The sequence below is a fragment of the Mycolicibacterium diernhoferi genome, from assembly GCF_019456655.1.
Lineage (GTDB): Bacteria > Actinomycetota > Actinomycetes > Mycobacteriales > Mycobacteriaceae > Mycobacterium > Mycobacterium diernhoferi.
This window is the reverse complement of the sequence record NZ_CP080332.1, coordinates 5703780-5719144: the sequence shown is the minus strand read 5'-3', so window position 1 is coordinate 5719144 and position 15365 is coordinate 5703780. Positions and strand designations below refer to the sequence as shown.

Annotated in this window: 16 protein-coding genes; 13 read left to right on the top strand and 3 right to left on the bottom strand. The window is 66.9% G+C overall.

Annotation, left to right across the window (positions count from 1 at the left end):
- The first annotated feature begins 4 nt into the window (after positions 1-4).
- The 7 genes from K0O62_RS27265 to K0O62_RS27235 all read left to right on the top strand — a co-directional run bounded on the left by K0O62_RS27265 (position 5) and on the right by K0O62_RS27235 (position 5497).
- On the top strand, positions 5-1171 hold the full coding sequence (locus K0O62_RS27265) for an acyl-CoA dehydrogenase (RefSeq protein WP_073857255.1): 1167 nt from the start codon (positions 5-7) through the stop codon (positions 1169-1171).
- Between the two features lie 28 nt (positions 1172-1199).
- Positions 1200-2345 carry an NAD(P) transhydrogenase subunit alpha gene (locus K0O62_RS27260; protein ID WP_073857254.1) on the top strand — a complete coding sequence of 382 codons (1146 nt, stop codon included), beginning with the start codon at positions 1200-1202 and terminating at the stop codon, positions 2343-2345.
- Positions 2338-2664, top strand: a complete 327-nt coding sequence (locus K0O62_RS27255; protein ID WP_073857253.1) for an NAD(P) transhydrogenase subunit alpha part 2 — start codon at positions 2338-2340, stop codon at positions 2662-2664. The genes K0O62_RS27260 and K0O62_RS27255 overlap by 8 nt, the downstream gene beginning before the upstream one ends.
- Complete coding sequence (locus tag K0O62_RS27250; protein WP_073857252.1) at positions 2661-2864, top strand: hypothetical protein; 204 nt, start codon at positions 2661-2663, stop codon at positions 2862-2864. The genes K0O62_RS27255 and K0O62_RS27250 overlap by 4 nt, the downstream gene beginning before the upstream one ends.
- Positions 2861-4303: an NAD(P)(+) transhydrogenase (Re/Si-specific) subunit beta gene (locus K0O62_RS27245; protein ID WP_073857251.1), complete on the top strand. Its 1443-nt coding sequence runs from the start codon at positions 2861-2863 to the stop codon at positions 4301-4303. Before K0O62_RS27250 ends, K0O62_RS27245 begins: the two co-directional genes overlap by 4 nt.
- 41 nt (positions 4304-4344) lie before the next feature.
- Positions 4345-5034 (top strand): TetR/AcrR family transcriptional regulator, encoded by a 690-nt coding sequence (locus K0O62_RS27240; protein WP_079244482.1) that lies wholly within the window; start codon positions 4345-4347, stop codon positions 5032-5034.
- Positions 5035-5101: 67 nt separating this feature from the next.
- Positions 5102-5497: a nuclear transport factor 2 family protein gene (locus K0O62_RS27235; RefSeq protein ID WP_073857250.1), complete on the top strand. Its 396-nt coding sequence runs from the start codon at positions 5102-5104 to the stop codon at positions 5495-5497.
- On the opposite strand, the gene K0O62_RS27230 is transcribed toward K0O62_RS27235, so the two are convergent.
- Positions 5463-7805, bottom strand: coding sequence for a putative bifunctional diguanylate cyclase/phosphodiesterase (locus K0O62_RS27230; protein ID WP_073857249.1), 2343 nt, complete (start codon positions 7803-7805; stop codon positions 5463-5465). The genes K0O62_RS27235 and K0O62_RS27230 overlap by 35 nt on opposite strands.
- A 92-nt stretch (positions 7806-7897) precedes the next feature.
- On the opposite strand from K0O62_RS27230, the gene K0O62_RS27225 reads away from it, so the two are divergent.
- Positions 7898-8389, top strand: a complete 492-nt coding sequence (locus K0O62_RS27225) for a metallophosphoesterase family protein (RefSeq protein ID WP_073857248.1) — start codon at positions 7898-7900, stop codon at positions 8387-8389.
- Positions 8390-8444: 55 nt separating this feature from the next.
- Positions 8445-10364, top strand: a complete 1920-nt coding sequence (locus K0O62_RS27220) for an alkyl/aryl-sulfatase (RefSeq protein ID WP_073857247.1) — start codon at positions 8445-8447, stop codon at positions 10362-10364.
- Here the strand turns inward: K0O62_RS27220 and K0O62_RS27215 are convergent.
- Complete coding sequence (locus K0O62_RS27215) at positions 10361-11119, bottom strand: SDR family NAD(P)-dependent oxidoreductase (protein WP_073857368.1); 759 nt, start codon at positions 11117-11119, stop codon at positions 10361-10363. The genes K0O62_RS27220 and K0O62_RS27215 overlap by 4 nt on opposite strands.
- Before the next feature lie 17 nt (positions 11120-11136).
- Between K0O62_RS27215 and K0O62_RS27210 the strand changes: the two genes are divergently transcribed.
- Entirely contained in the window at positions 11137-11742 is a 606-nt protein-coding gene (locus K0O62_RS27210) for a histidine phosphatase family protein (RefSeq protein ID WP_073857246.1), read from the top strand.
- Positions 11743-11766: 24 nt separating this feature from the next.
- A complete protein-coding gene (locus tag K0O62_RS27205; RefSeq protein WP_073857245.1) occupies positions 11767-12780 on the top strand; it encodes a phosphotransferase family protein in 1014 nt (337 codons plus the stop codon).
- 4 nt (positions 12781-12784) lie between these two features.
- Here K0O62_RS27205 and K0O62_RS27200 read toward each other — a convergent pair whose 3' ends face one another.
- A complete protein-coding gene (locus tag K0O62_RS27200; protein ID WP_073857244.1) occupies positions 12785-13144 on the bottom strand; it encodes a LapA family protein in 360 nt (119 codons plus the stop codon).
- A gap of 131 nt (positions 13145-13275) precedes the next feature.
- On the opposite strand from K0O62_RS27200, the gene K0O62_RS27195 reads away from it, so the two are divergent.
- Both K0O62_RS27195 and K0O62_RS27190 read left to right on the top strand, forming a co-directional pair.
- The gene (locus tag K0O62_RS27195) at positions 13276-14217 is read left to right on the top strand and encodes an ABC transporter substrate-binding protein (RefSeq protein WP_073857243.1); all 942 of its coding nucleotides are present in this window, start codon (positions 13276-13278) and stop codon (positions 14215-14217) included.
- 7 nt (positions 14218-14224) lie between these two features.
- Positions 14225-15334 (top strand): ABC transporter ATP-binding protein, encoded by a 1110-nt coding sequence (locus K0O62_RS27190; protein WP_073857242.1) that lies wholly within the window; start codon positions 14225-14227, stop codon positions 15332-15334.
- Positions 15335-15365: the final 31 nt, after the last annotated feature.

Sequence of the window (15365 nt, the reverse complement as noted above, 5' to 3'; positions counted from 1 at the left end):
TCAGATGCCCAGTCTGACAGCACAAGCCGATTTCAACCTGTACCAGCTGCCCGAGGAACACGAAGAGTTGCGCGCCGCCATCCGCGGGCTGGCGGAGAAAGAGATCGCGCCCTACTCGGCCGAGGTCGACGAGCATGCCCGGTTCCCGGAGGAGGCGCTCACGGCCTTGAACACCTCGGGCTTCAACGCCGTGCACATCCCCGAAGCCTACGGAGGCCAGGGCGCGGACTCCGTCGCCGCATGCATCGTCATCGAAGAAGTGGCCAGGGTGGACGCCTCGGCGTCGTTGATCCCGGCGGTCAACAAGCTGGGCACCATGGGGCTGATCCTCCATGGCTCCGAGGAATTGAAGAAGACGGTGCTGCCCGATCTCGTGGACGGCAGTCTGGCGTCCTACGCGCTGTCGGAGCGGGAGGCCGGCAGTGACGCCGCGGGGATGAGGACACGGGCCAAAGCGGTCGGCGAGGACTGGATCCTCAACGGCACCAAGGCGTGGATCAGCAACGGCGGTAGATCGTCGTGGTACACGGTGATGGCCGTGACCGATCCGGACAAGGGCGCCAACGGGATCTCTGCGTTCGTCGTGCACGCCGACGATGAGGGCTTCACCGTCGGGCCCAAGGAACGCAAGCTGGGGATCAAGGGATCGCCGACGACGGAGCTGTACTTCGAGAATTGTCGAATTCCGGGGGACCGGATGATCGGTGATCCGGGTACCGGGTTCAAGACGGCGCTGGCGACGCTGGATCACACGCGACCGACCATCGGGGCACAGGCAGTCGGTATCGCACAGGGAGCGTTCGACGCTGCGCTGGCTTACACCAAGGACCGCAAGCAGTTCGGGAAGTCGATCTCCGACTTCCAGGGCGTGCAGTTCATGCTCGCCGATATGGCCATGAAGATCGAGGCGGCCCGCCTGATGGTGTACTCCGCGGCGGCACGTGCCGAGCGTGGCGAGACAGAACTCGGATTCATCTCCGCCGCATCGAAATGTTTCGCCTCCGATGTCGCCATGGAGGTGACCACCGACGCCGTTCAACTGTTCGGGGGTGCCGGCTACACCGTCGACTTCCCCGTCGAGCGGATGATGCGCGACGCGAAGATCACGCAGATCTACGAGGGCACCAACCAGATTCAACGGGTCGTCATGAGCCGGGCGTTGCTCCGGTGACCCACCCGAGACCAGAGAGTACTTCGTTATGACAGACGTTCATGCCGGCGCTGTGCACCACGAGGAAACCCCGTTGACGGTGGGCGTGGTGGCCGAATCCGGTGCCGACGAGCGGCGGGTTGCGCTGGTGCCCAAGGCGGTGGCGTCATTGATCGGTCAAGGGCTTGCCGTGGTGGTCGAGCCCGGCGCCGGTGCGCGTGCGCTGTTACCCGACGCGTCGTACATCGCCGCGGGAGCGACGACCGGGGATGCGTGGTCTGCCGATGTGGTGCTCAAGGTAGCGCCACCCTCCGATGCCGAGGTGGCCCGGCTGCGCCGAGGACAGACCCTGATCGGGCACCTGGCCCCGCGAGATGCCGAGAATCAGATCGCTGCGCTCACCGGGGCCGGCGTGCAGGCCTTTGCGGTGGAAGCGATTCCGCGGATTTCGCGAGCCCAGGCCATGGATGCCTTGAGCTCCCAGGCGAATGTGGCCGGGTACAAGGCGGTGCTGGTGGCCGCCTCGGAATCCACCCGGTTCTTTCCGATGCTCACCACGGCAGCCGGCACGGTGAAACCGGCGACGGTGCTGGTGCTGGGCGTCGGCGTGGCCGGTCTGCAGGCGTTGGCGACCGCCAGGCGGCTCGGTGCCCGCACCACCGGCTACGACGTCCGCCCGGAAGTGGCCGACCAGGTCCGGTCCGTCGGCGCGTCCTGGCTCGACCTGGAGATTCATGCGGCGGGCGAGGGCGGGTACGCCCGTGAACTCACCGCCGAGGAGCGTGTCCAGCAGCAGCGGGCACTGGAGAAGGCCATCGCCGCAAGCGATGTGGTGATCACCACCGCGCTGGTGCCGGGACGTCCCGCTCCGCGGCTGGTGACAGCCGCCGCGGTTGAGGCGATGAGGCCCGGTTCGGTGGTGGTGGATCTGGCCGGCGAGACCGGCGGCAACTGTGAGCTCACCGAGCCCGGCCAGACCGTCACCAGACACGGTGTGACGATCTGCTCGCCGATGAACCTGCCCGCAACCATGCCGGAGCATTCCAGTGAGTTGTACTCCAAGAACCTGACCGCGCTGCTGGAGTTGATCATCACCGACTCTGCGGTCGCCCCGGATTTCTCCGATGAGATCCTCGCTGCCGCCTGTGTCAGCCGCTGCCTGCCCGCCGACCGGGAGATGAACGAACATGTATGACCAGTTGCTGGCCAACGTGGCGATTTTGGTGTTGTCCGGTTTCGTCGGGTTCGCGGTGATCTCCAAGGTGCCGAACACGCTGCACACGCCGCTGATGTCGGGTACCAACGCCATCCACGGGATCGTGGTCCTGGGCGCACTGATCGTGCTGGGGCACCTGCCCGGCGACGCCGGCTGGGGGGTACGGATCATCGCCCTCGTCGCGCTCATCTTCGGAACCTTGAACGTGATCGGTGGATTCCTCGTGACGGATCGAATGCTCAGCATGTTCAAGGACAAGCATCGAATCCCCAAACATGTTGTTGGAGAGAAGAAGTGAACTACCTGGTCAACGTCTTGCTCACGGCGGCCTCGCTGCTGGCCCTGGCTGTCCCGGTTTTCGGTGCCGGCGAGACGCTTGAGGCCATGGCCTACCTGGCCGCCTGTGCGCTCGCGGTACTCAGCATCATCGTCGGACTTTCAATTCCGACAGGGAATATCGGCAATGAAGGCGTAAGCCGGATGGGCGTGGAGAAGTGAACAACCACATCGTCACTGTTCTCTACATCCTGTCCTTCGGGATGTTCATCGTGGGGCTGTCCGGCCTGACCGGACCCAAGACCGCGGTACGCGGCAACTGGATCGCGGCCGCCGGCATGGGCATCGCCGTGCTGGCCACGCTGATCTCGGTGCGCGACACTGCCACCGTCAACTGGATTCTGATCGCGGCCGGATTGGCGGTCGGCGTGCTGCTCGGGGTACCGCCGGCGAAGAAGACCAAGATGACCGCGATGCCGCAGTTGGTCGCGCTGTTCAACGGTGTGGGTGGCGGCACTGTCGCACTGATCGCATGGGCCGAGTTCATCGAGACCGACGGGTTTGCCCGTTTCACCGCCGAGCAGCACCCCACGGTGGCCCTGGTGGTGGGATCGCTATTCGCGGCGATCATCGGGTCGGTGTCATTCTGGGGTTCACTGGTGGCGTTCCTGAAGCTGCAGGAGTCCATCCCGAGGAAGGTCGAGGCGTCACTCGTCAAGTCCGCCAAGCTCTTTCAGGTATGTAATGTGGTGCTACTGCTCGGGGCGGTGGCTGCGGCGGTCTGCATAGGACTGAACGCGGGCCGCGGCAGCCCCGGGTGGACGATCGCGCTGGTACTGGTGCTCGCCGGGATCATGGGCCTGTTCGTGGTGCTACCGATCGGTGGCGCCGATATGCCGGTCGTCATCAGCTTGTTGAATGCATTGACCGGACTGTCCGCTGCTGCTGCGGGTCTGGCGCTCGACAACTCCGTAATGATCGTCGCGGGCATGATCGTGGGCGCTTCGGGCTCGATCCTGACCAACCTGATGGCCAAGGCGATGAACCGGTCCATCCCCGCCATCGTGTTCGGCTCGTTCGGCGGTGATGGTGGTGCCGACGGTGGCGCCGTCACGACCACAGAACAGGGCGCGGTCAAGGCGACCTCCGCCGCCGACGCGGCGATCCAGATGGCCTACGCCAACCAGGTCATCGTGGTGCCTGGTTACGGTCTGGCCGTCGCCCAGGCACAGCATGCGGTGAAGGAGATGTCCAACCTGCTCGAAGCCAGGGGCGTGGAGGTCAAATACGCGATCCATCCGGTGGCAGGGCGTATGCCGGGGCATATGAATGTGCTGCTGGCGGAGGCCGACGTCGACTATGACGCGATGAGGGAGATGGACGACGTCAACGGTGAGTTCAACCGTACCGACGTCACCATCGTGATCGGCGCCAACGACGTCACCAATCCGGCGGCGCGCAGTGATCCGAGTTCGCCGATTCACGGCATGCCGATCCTCAATGTCGACCAGTCGCGGTCGGTGATCGTGCTCAAGCGGTCGATGTCCTCGGGGTACGCCGGTATCGAGAATCCGCTGTTCTTCCTCAACCAGACCTCGATGCTGTTCGGTGACGCGAAAAAATCTGTCTCCGAGGTCATCGAAGAACTCAAGGTGCTCTGACCGGTTGCAGGGTGAATTCCGATTCCAGTAGAACTTGAGCCATGAGGGAGCAGGACGTGCCGGACATCGCCGACGATGTCCGGCGTCGTGTCGGGGCACCCGAGGCGAAGGAGCTGCCGAGTACCGCCCGCGGCCTGCGCACCCGCGCGGCGCTGGTGACCGCCGCACGAACGGTGTTCGAGCGTGACGGATTCCTCGGATCGCGGCTGTCCGACATCACCGCGGAGGCACATTGCTCGGCCGGAACCTTCTACACGTATTTCTCCAGTAAGGAAGAGATCTTTGCCGCGGTGTTGGCGGCGGCAGAGGACGACATGCTGCACCCCGGGATGCCGCATGTCGCCGATGAGGACGATCCCGCAGCAGTGATCGAGGCCAGCAACCGCGCCTACCTGGTCGCGTACCTGCGGAACGCAAAACTGATGGCGCTCATGCGGCAGGTCGCCACGATCGATACCGATTTCGAAGCGCTACGCCGTCACCGGTCGGAAAAGTTCGTCGAACGTAATGCCCGCCATATCGCGGAATTGCAGGGCCGCGGGCTCGCGGACCGGTCCCTCGACCCGCTGCTCACCTCCTATGCGTTGTCCGGCATGGTGAGCCGGATGGCGATGGAAGTCCTTGTCGTCGGGGAGCGTGATCTCGACGACGTCGTCGACACATTGACGAAACTGTGGGTAAACGGGCTGAAGCTCCCCGCCGGCCCGGACGGGCGCAAGAAGAAGCGCTGAGATGTCTGAGTGCGGAGCGGAGCCTGCGGTTCGCATCCCTTCGGGCGCACTCAGGCAGTATGGGTCCATGACCCCGCAGGTGATCCAGCGTTGGATCGATTACGCGACAGCATCGGATGGCAATCACGATTCGGCCGCACTCGATGAGCTGCTGGCCGAGGACGCGGTCTTCTACTCACCGGCGGTATTCACCCCACAGCAGGGCCGGGCCAAGACCGCGATGTATCTGAACGCCGCGGCGAAGGTCTTCGGCGGCACCGACTTCCGCTACGTGGAGCAGTGGTACGGCGAGAGCTCGGCGATCCTGGAGTTCACCGCCACCCTCGACGGCATCGTGGTCGACGGCATCGACATGATCCACTGGAACGAGCAGGGCGAGATCGTCTCGTTCAAGGTGATGATCAGGCCGCTCAAGGGACTGCAGGCGGTCATACCGCGGATGGCGGAGCTGCTCGCCGGGTAGAGGTCTTCAGCTGGGTGTGCAGTGCCGTGCTGAACGTCGGCTCGGCGAAGTAGTTGCCCTGCGCCACCCCGCAGCCGTAACCGCGCAGCAGCTCGACGGTCTCGGCGTCCTCGACGCCTTCGGCGACGCTGGTGATCCCGAGGGTGTGCGCGAGCTTGATCACCGAATGCACGATCGCCGCGGCCCGCGGATTGTGCAGCATCGGGGCCACGAAATTGCGGTCCAGTTTGAGCTCGTCGATCGGCAGGTCGCGCAGATAACTCATGGTCGAGTATCCGCTGCCGAAATCGTCGATGGAGACCCGCAGCCCGGCCCCGCGCAGTTGCTCGATGACGTGCCGCGCCTGCCGGACATTGGCCAGCAGGTAGTGCTCGGTGAGCTCGATGGTCACCGCCGCCGGCGGCACCCCGTGGCGGGCCAGCACCGCCTCGATCCGACCGGGCAGTGTGGTGTCGTTGAATGACGGCGCGAACAGGTTGACCGCCACCGGGATCTCCCGGATGCCGGGCTGGTACCAGCTCGCGACGTCGCGGGCCGCCTGTTCGAGCACCAGATCGGTGACCGCGCCCATCAGGTTGTTGCGCCGGATCAGCGGCAGGAACTGGTTGGGGGTCAACAGACCCAGCTCGGGGTGCGGCCACCGCACCAGTGCCTCGACACCGACGATCTCACCGGTGGCCAGCGAGATCTGCGGCTGGTAGGCCATCCGGAGCTCCCGGCCCTCCACGACCCGGCGCAGCTGGCCGAGCATCCGGATCTCCGAGACCGCGGGCAGCTGGATCTGGCCGCTGTCCCCGCGGACCGGCTCGCCGTCGCCGGTGCCGATCTGCATGCCGGGGACGAACACCTGAACGCCACCCACCCCGGAGCGCTTGGCCACGTACATCGCCACGTCGGCCCGCTTGAGCAGTTCCTCGGTGCTGATCGCGGGCTCCCACGGGTTGGGTGCGGCGGCCAGCCCCACGCTGGGATGTATGTACACGTCCTCCCCGTCCAGGTGGAACGCGGGATCGAAGGCGTGCATGACGCGATCGGCGATTTCCTCGGGGGTCTCCGGCCCGGCCTCGATGATGATCGCGAACTCGTCGCCACCGAGGCGGGCGACGGTCTGGCCCTCGGGGACGCTGCGCATCAACCGGTCCGCGATCTCACGCAGCAGCGCATCGCCGCAGTGGTGCCCGAGGTTGTCGTTGACCAGTTTGAAGTCGTCGAGGTCCAGCGACAGCACCGCGACCGGGCGCCCGTCGCGGTGATGCAACACCATGGCGTGATCCAGGCGGTCGGTGAACAGCAGCCGATTGGCCAGACCCGTCAGCGGATCCCGGAACGCGTGCTCGGCGACCTCCTCGAGCAGATGCTGGTTCTCGACGAGCACGGTGAGCTGGCGGATCAGGGCGGCGATCACCAGGACCGCCGCGCCCAGCAGAACCGGGCGGGTACCGGCATCGGGCCACAGGTGGATCGCGGCGGCCAGCACCGCGAACGGCATCGGTGCGAACGGCAGCCACAGGATGGTGGTCCGCAGCGGACGGTGATCATCGGCATGCCGCGGACGTCTTTCGGTGGCCGACATGTGTGCGGCGGCCGCGATCATCAGCAGCCCGGTGACATTGCTGATGATCGGGAACTGGTTGGCCGGGGACACGTCGTACATCCGCACGTACAGCGTGGTGATCTGACCCAGCGCGATGGCCACCAGCCCGACGGTGACCAGCCCGAGGATGTACCGGCGGCCCGGCGGGACCGCGGTCAACACCAGCATCGACATGGTGACCATCGTCAGCGCCGCTATCGGATACAGGACGGTCAGCGTGGAGTGCAGGCTGTTCAGACGGTTTTCGACGAACACGTCGTGCAGTGCCGTCACCCACGCCAACAGGAACAGCGAGGAGGCGATGACGGCGCCGTCGAGGAGCTGTCGGAAGGCCGACAGCCTGCCGTTGGTGGTCCGCAGCACCCACACCACACCGACGGCCACGGGCAGTGCCAGGAACCCGATATCGGCGGCGGACGGGACCGGCGGCTCGACCCCGCGGACGAGTTCGTAGTACGCCCAGATCAGGCTGCCTGCCACCCAGCCGAGGAATCCGACGGCGACCGCGGCCCAGCCGGCCCGGATGGTGCCCCGCCCGGCGCGCGCGGCTACGACGGCGCACGCGCAGGCAAGTGCACTGAACGCAACGAAGCCGACCGAGCTGACGATCGTGGTTACCTGCACACCGCCCCAGCCGAACGCCAACCAGCAAACAAACACCAGATAAACCGCCAGGCCGGCGGGATAGCAGGGGTTGGCGCCGTTCATGTGCATTACATGCAGCTTAGAGCCGTTTTACGCACCGGCGACAGTGAATGAACGCAGCCGGTCCAGCAACACGGTATGGCTGCGATAGCCTGGCAAGGATGCGGCTTTTGCTGATTTCGGACACGCACGTACCAAAGCGGGCGCGGGACATGCCCGCCGCGGTGTGGGAAGCAGTCGATGATGCCGACGTGGTGGTGCATGCCGGCGACTGGGTGACCCCGGATCTGCTGGACCGGCTGCACGACCGGGCGCGGTTGCTGGTGGCGTGCTGGGGGAACAACGACGGCGACGAGTTGCGGTCGCGACTGCCCGAACGCGCCGACGTCACGCTCGGCGGGGTGCGGTTCACCGTCACCCACGAGACCGGTGCGTCCGGCGGGCGTGACGAGCGGATGGGCAGGCTCTATCCGGACACCGATGTCCTGGTCTTCGGGCACAGCCACATCCCGTGGGACGGGACGGCCTCGACCGGACTGCGTCTGCTCAATCCGGGCTCGCCCACCGACCGGCGGCGTCAACCGTTCTGCACCTATATGACCGCTTCGATCAACGACGGCGCGCTGACCGACGTCGTGCTGCACCGGCTCTGAGTCAGCCGGACGATATCGGGCGCGCGGCCCGAGCGCGGGTGGCAGGGTCCTGGGTATGGAGCACAAGCCGCCCACCGAGGCCATCGCCACCGCCAACCGGGCACAGCGCAGCACCCTGCCCTTCGAGGACACCCGGGATTTCACGGATGCGGACCGTGGTTTTCTCGGCCGTCTGGACCCGTGCGTGGTGACCGCCGCCGATGGTCGGGTGGTGTGGGACAACGATTCGTACTCGTTCTTGTCCGGTTCCAGCCCGGTCGACGCCCCGGACAGCGTGCACCCGAGCCTGTGGCGGCAATCCCAGCTGTGCGCCAAACAGGGGCTCTACGAGGTGGTCCCTGGCATCTACCAGGTCCGTGGTCTGGACCTGTCCAACATCAGCTTCATCGAGGGGGACACCGGGGTCATCGTCATCGACCCACTGGTCTGCACCGAGACCGCGGCCGCCGCGTTGGCGCTGTACCGGGCGCACCGGGGTGAGCGCGCGGTCCGCGCGGTCATCTACACCCACAGTCACGTCGACCACTTCGGTGGCGTGTTGGGGGTGACCACCCAGGAAGCGGTCGACGCCGGCGAGGTCGCGGTGCTGGCGCCGGAGGGCTTCACCGAGCACGCCGTGCAGGAGAACGTCTACGCCGGCACCGCGATGGCCCGGCGCGCGTCCTACATGTACGGGGCGCTGCTGGACCGCGGGCCGCAGGGGCAGGTCGGCTGCGGTCTGGGGCAGGTCCCGTCCACCGGTGAGGTGGCGCTGATCGTGCCGACCGTCGATATCCGCAGCACCGGTGAGAGGCACACCGTCGACGGCATCGAGATCGAATTCCAGATGGCGCCCGGCACCGAGGCGCCCGCCGAGATGCACTTCTACTTCCCCGCGCTCAAGGCGCTGTGCATGGCCGAGAACGCCACCCACAATCTGCACAACCTGCTGACCCTGCGCGGCGCACTGGTGCGCGACCCGCATGGCTGGGCCGGTTACCTCACCGAGGCCCTGGACACCTTCGGTGACCGCACCGATGTGGTGTTCGCCTCGCATCACTGGCCGACCTGGGGGCGGGAGAACATCGTCGAATTCCTGTCGGTGCAGCGGGATCTGTACGCCTATCTGCACGACCAGACCCTGCGTCAGCTCAACCAGGGCTTCACCGGGATCGAGATCGCCGAGACGTTCCAGATGCCGCCCGCGCTGGAGAAGGCCTGGCACACCCACGGCTACTACGGTTCGGTCAGTCACAACGTCAAAGCCGTCTACCAGCGCTACATGGGCTGGTTCGACGGCAACCCGGGCCGGCTCTGGCAGCATCCGCCCCAAGCTCTGGGCCCGCGCTACGTCGCGGCCATGGGCGGCGTCGACAGGGTCGTCGAGGTGGCTCGAGCGGCATTCGATGACGGAGATTTCCGTTGGGCGGCAACGCTTCTGGACCACGTCATCTTCACCGACGAGAGCCACTCCGGTGCGCGCGAACTCTATGCGGACACCTTCGAGCAACTCGCCTACGGAGCCGAGAACGCGGTGTGGCGCAACTTCTTCCTGTCCGGGGCCACCGAACTGCGCGACGGTGTCTTCGGCACGCCCACCACGGCGGCTTCGCCGTCCCTACTGGGCCAGTTGACCCCCGAGCAGATCTTCGACACCTTCGCCATCAACGTGAACGGCCCGTGCGCTTGGGATCTCGACCTGACCATCGACGTGACGTTCGTCGACCTCGCGGCCGACTACCGGCTGACGTTGCGTAACGGGGTGCTGGTGCACCGCCGGGTTGCCGGCCGGGCGAGCGGAGCGACGGGAGATGGATCCGACCCCGCGACGGCCACGGCCACCGTCACGTTCGCGACGAAGATGCGGCTGCTGGCCCTGGCCGCCGGGGACGCCGACTCGCCGGGTGTCGAGGTCACCGGCGACACCGGGGCGCTGGCCACCCTGCTCGGCGTGCTGGACCGGCCCGATCCCGGGTTCACCATCGTGACGCCTTAGGGGATCCCGCCGTCGGCCCGCAGGATGGACCCGGTGGTGAAGCTGGAGGCGTCCGACATCAGAAACAGTGCGGCGCCGACGATCTCGTGCGGCTGTCCGGCGCGCTGCAGGGCGCTGTGGCCGAACGGGTTCTCGTCACCGAAGTCCCAGGCCGCGCTGATATCGGTCAGGAACGGCCCGGGCATCAAGGTGTTGACCCGCACGGTGGGGCCGTACGCCAACGCCAGTGCCTCGGTCATCGCGTTCAGGCCGGCCTTGGACGCCGCGTACGGGACGAACGACGGGTGCGGCCGCAACGAGCCGTGCGTACTGACGTTGATGATCGAGCCGCGGCCGGCCGCCACCATCCGCTCGCCGACCAGGGCGGAAAGCCGGAACGGGCCCTTCAGATTGAGGTTGAACACCGCGTCGAAGAGCTTCTCCGAGACGTCGGTCAGCTTGTCGTACAGCGGTGACATCCCGGCGTTGTTCACCAACACGTCGACATGGCCGAACCGGTCGTAGGCGGCGTCGACCAGGCCGTCGAGCTCATCCCAGTGCCCGACGTGCACCTGGTAGGGGAAGGCCACCCGCCCGGTCTGGGCGGTGATCTCTTCCGCGGTGGCCACGCAGGCGTCGTACTTACGGCTGGCGATCACCACATCGGCGCCGCAGCGCGCGGCGGCGAACGCCATCTCCCGGCCGAGTCCCCGGCTGCCGCCGGTGATCAGTGCGACGCGGTCGGTGAGGTCGAACAATTCGGCCGGGTAACCCATGGCCATATGGTGGCACGGTGCAACTCCTTCTCATCCGACATGCGCTCCCGTTGCGCAGTGAGCCCGGTGAGGGCTCCGACCCGCAGCTTTCCGAACAGGGCATCGAGCAGTCCCGCCGGCTTCCCGATGCGCTGGCCCGGTTCCCGGTCAACCGGCTGGTGAGCAGCCCGCAGCGGCGCGCCATCCAGACCGCCGGCCCGCTGTCGGAGAAGCTCGGGCTCAGTGTCGAGGTCGATCCGAGACTGGCCGAGTACGACCGCGACCTGGGCCATTACGTGCCGATCGAGCAGATCGCGAAGGAGAACCCCGAGGAGATGGCCCGGCTGGCCGCCGGGAAGCTGCCCAGCGCGGTCGACGAGGCCGAGTTCACCGGACGGGTGATCGCCGCCGTCGAGGACCTGGTCGCGGCGGGAGACCACGAGGACACCGTCGCGGTGTTCAGTCACGGCGGGGTGATCAATGTGGCTCTGCACCACATCCTGGGCACCGAGCGGCTGCTGTCCTTCCACGTCGACTACGTCTCGGTGACCCGGGTGCTGTCGTCGCGGTCGGGCCGGCTGATGGTCGGATCGGTCAACGGGACCGAGCACGTGTGGGACCTGCTGCCCCGGAACATGCGTTGACCGGGTCCCTGGTAGACATTCCCCGTGACCAATCTTGACGGCCTGGACCTGGACGCACTGGACCGCCACCTTCGCGCCGAGGGTGTCGCGCGCTCCGGGGAGCTGCGCGCCGAACTGATCTCCGGCGGCCGCTCGAACCTGACCTTCCGGGTATTCGACGATGCGTCCAAGTGGGTGCTGCGCCGCCCGCCGCTGCACGGGCTGACCCCGTCGGCGCACGATATGGCCCGCGAGTACAAGGTGGTCGCGGCGCTGGCCGGCAGTGCCGTGCCGGTGGCCCGCGCGGTCACCATGCGCAACGACGACTCGGTGCTCGGCGCCCCGTTCCAGATGGTGGAGAACGTCGACGGTGTCGTGGTTCGCAGCGCTGACGAGTTGGCCGCCCTCGGCGACGCCGCGGTGATCGAGAAGACCGTCGACGCGTTGATCAAGGTGCTGGCCGATCTGCACGCCGTGGACCCGGCGGCCGTCGGCCTGGGTGATTTCGGGAAGGCCGACGGCTACCTGGAACGGCAGGTGCGCCGTTGGGGCTCGCAGTGGGAGCACGTCCGGCTGCCCGACGATGCCCGCGACGATGATGTGTTGCGTCTGCATTCGGCTCTGGCGGAACGGATTCCGGCGAGTCCGCGGGCCTCGATCGTGCACGGCGACTACCGCATCGACAACACCATCCTGGATGAGAACGACCCCACCCTGGTGCGTGCGGTGCTGGACTGGGAGCTGTCCACCCTCGGCGACCCGCTCTCGGATGCGGCGCTGATGTGCGTCTACCGCAACCCGAATTTCGACGATGTGCTGGGCATGCGGGCGGCGTGGACCTCCGACCTGCTGCCGCCGGCCGACGACCTGGCCCAGCGCTACGCGCTGGCCAGCGGCCAGGAACTGCAGAACTGGGAGTTCTACATGGCGCTGGCCTATTTCAAGCTGGCCATCATCGCCGCCGGCATCGACTTCCGCGGCCGCGAGGGCTCGGATGCGCCGGCTCGGGTCGGCGAGGCTGTCGCCCCGCTGATCGCGGAGGGCCTGGCCGCCCTGTAGCGCGCTACCGGCGTTTCACGGCGCGCCGCAACTGCAGCATCCGGACGGCGCCGACGGCCACGGTGAGCAACCCGCCGCACACCGCGGCGCCCAGGATCGCCACCCCCAGCGGCAGGCTCCAATGCCAACCGAGGAATGCGAACTGTGCGGAAGCGGTGTTCTGCGCGATGAAGATCAGCAGCACGATGAGGATCAGCAGGCCGATCACCAGCGCCGACCACAGGGCGGCGGCCCGGGTGAACTTGACCTGCTTCTTCGACGTCGAGTTTGCTGTATCGGTCACCGGCGGGACGGGATCGGTGGGTCCGAGGGGTTCGAGCGGGTAGTCCGGGTCGGGCGGGGTCGCGTACGGATCATTGCTCATACTGCCATCTTGCCTGTTTTCTCGGCGCGCGAAAGCCCCTCACGCTGAATCAAAGCCCGGCATGTCGCGTCGTGGCCCGTTACTGTCGAGAAATTGCCACGCGGGGACGCACCAAGGGCCGAGGGGACGGTATGCGCAGCATCCGTAAGTTGATCGTCGTCTGCACCGCTTTGCTCGCGCTGCTCAGCGCGGGTTGCGGGAGCTCGAATCCGCTCGGCGGCGGTGAGGTGTCCGGCGACCTGCGGTCGATCACGGTCGGTTCGGCCGACTTCACCGAGTCGAAGATCATCGCCGAGATCTACGCCCAAGCCTTGGAGGCCAACGGCTTCACCGTGAAACGGCAGTTCGGCATCGGCAGCCGAGAAACCTACATTCCCGCGGTGCAGGACCACTCCATCGACCTGATACCGGAGTACACCGGAAACCTGCTGCAGTACTTCGACGCGAAGGCGACCGCGACCACCTCGGATGCGGTGCTGATCGCGCTGCTCAAGGCGCTGCCCGGCGATCTGTCGATCCTGTATCCCTCGCCCGCCGAGGACAAGGACACCCTGGCGGTGTCCGAGGAGACGGCGCAGCGCTGGAACCTGAAGTCCATCGCCGATCTCGCCACCCGCTCGGCGGAGGTGAAAGTCGGTGGGCCCTCGGAGTTTCAGACCCGTCAGACCGGTCTGGTCGGCTTGAAGGAGAAGTACGGGCTGGACATCTCGCCGGCGAACTTCATCGCGATCAGCGACGGTGGCGGCCCCGCGACCGTGCAGGCGCTGACCGGCGGAACCGTCACCGCCGCCAATATCTTCAGCACCTCGCCGGCCATCGAGAAGAGCAACCTGGTGGTCCTCGAGGACCCGGAGAGTGTCTTCCTCGCCGCAAACGTGGTGCCGCTGGTCGCATCCCAGAAGATGTCGAGTCCGCTGAAGTCCGTGCTGGACGCGGTGAGCGCCGAGTTGACCACCGAGGCGCTGATCGCGCTGAACACCTCGGTCGAGGGTAACGAGGGTGTGGACCCCGATGAGGCGGCCGAAAGCTGGATCGCCGAACACGGTTTCGACCAACCGCTGCCGGGTAAGTGAGGACGCGATGATCACGTTCACAGGCGTCACCAAGCGCTACCCGGACGGCACCGTGGCCGTCGACGACCTCACCATCGACATCCCGGAAGGCACCCTGGCGGCTTTCGTCGGGCCGTCCGGCTGCGGCAAGACCACCTCGATGCGGATGATCAACCGGATGATCGAGCCGACCTCGGGCACGCTCACCGTCGACGGCAAGGACGTCACCAAGGTCGACCCGGTCAAGCTGCGGCTCGGCATCGGCTACGTGATCCAGAGCGCGGGCCTGATGCCGCACCAGCGGGTGGTCGACAACGTCGCCACCGTCCCGGTGCTCAAGGGCGAGTCACGGCGCAGCGCCCGCCGGGCCGCTCTCGAAGTGCTGGACCGTGTCGGCCTGGATCCGAAACTGGCGCAACGCTATCCGTCGCAGCTGTCCGGCGGGCAGCAGCAACGAGTGGGAGTCGCCCGCGCGCTGGCCGCCGATCCGCCCATCCTGCTGATGGACGAGCCGTTCAGCGCCGTCGACCCGGTGGTGCGTGAGGAGCTGCAGAACGAGATCCTGCGGCTGCAAAGCGAATTGCGCAAGACGATCGTGTTCGTCACACACGACATCGACGAGGCGGTCAAACTCGCGGACATGGTGGCGGTGTTCGGCCGCGGCGGGGTGCTGCAGCAGTACGCCGACCCGGCCTTCGTGCTGTCGAACCCGGCCAACGAACTGGTGTCCGAATTCGTCGGCGCCGACCGCGGCTACCGCGGGCTGCAGTTCTTCGAGGCCAACGGCCTGCCGCTGCACGACATCCGCCAGGTCGCCGAGGGCGACGTCGACCAGTTGCAGCTGGCATCCGGGGACTGGGCGCTGGTGACTCACGCCGACGGGAAGCCGTTCGCCTGGATCAACGCCGAGGGCGTCGAGGTGCACCGCAACGGAAGTAGCCTCTACGACAGCACAATCGGCGGGGGATCGTTCTTCCGGCCCGGTGGCAGCCTGCGGCTCGCACTGGATGCCGCGCTGTCCTCGCCGTCGGGGCTCGGGGTGGCCGTCGATCAGGACGGCCGGCTGCTCGGTGGGGTCCGGGCCGACGACGTACTGGCCGCGCTGCGGCAGCAGCGCCGGGTCCCGAAGGTCGGGTAGATGAGCGACGCTTGCGGAGCGAACCGACAGC

Excerpts from the sequence above, each read along its gene's own strand:
- K0O62_RS27265 (WP_073857255.1), top strand. The coding sequence starts at position 5 with ATGCCCAGTCTGACAGCACAAGCCGATTTCAACCTGTACCAGCTGCCC.
- K0O62_RS27260 (WP_073857254.1), top strand. The coding sequence starts at position 1,200 with ATGACAGACGTTCATGCCGGCGCTGTGCACCACGAGGAAACCCCGTTG.
- K0O62_RS27255 (WP_073857253.1), top strand. The coding sequence starts at position 2,338 with ATGTATGACCAGTTGCTGGCCAACGTGGCGATTTTGGTGTTGTCCGGT.
- K0O62_RS27240 (WP_079244482.1), top strand. The coding sequence starts at position 4,345 with ATGAGGGAGCAGGACGTGCCGGACATCGCCGACGATGTCCGGCGTCGT.
- K0O62_RS27235 (WP_073857250.1), top strand. The coding sequence starts at position 5,102 with ATGACCCCGCAGGTGATCCAGCGTTGGATCGATTACGCGACAGCATCG.
- K0O62_RS27230 (WP_073857249.1), bottom strand. The coding sequence starts at position 7,805 with ATGCACATGAACGGCGCCAACCCCTGCTATCCCGCCGGCCTGGCGGTT.
- K0O62_RS27225 (WP_073857248.1), top strand. The coding sequence starts at position 7,898 with ATGCGGCTTTTGCTGATTTCGGACACGCACGTACCAAAGCGGGCGCGG.
- K0O62_RS27220 (WP_073857247.1), top strand. The coding sequence starts at position 8,445 with ATGGAGCACAAGCCGCCCACCGAGGCCATCGCCACCGCCAACCGGGCA.
- K0O62_RS27215 (WP_073857368.1), bottom strand. The coding sequence starts at position 11,119 with ATGGGTTACCCGGCCGAATTGTTCGACCTCACCGACCGCGTCGCACTG.
- K0O62_RS27200 (WP_073857244.1), bottom strand. The coding sequence starts at position 13,144 with ATGAGCAATGATCCGTACGCGACCCCGCCCGACCCGGACTACCCGCTC.
- K0O62_RS27195 (WP_073857243.1), top strand. The coding sequence starts at position 13,276 with ATGCGCAGCATCCGTAAGTTGATCGTCGTCTGCACCGCTTTGCTCGCG.
- K0O62_RS27190 (WP_073857242.1), top strand. The coding sequence starts at position 14,225 with ATGATCACGTTCACAGGCGTCACCAAGCGCTACCCGGACGGCACCGTG.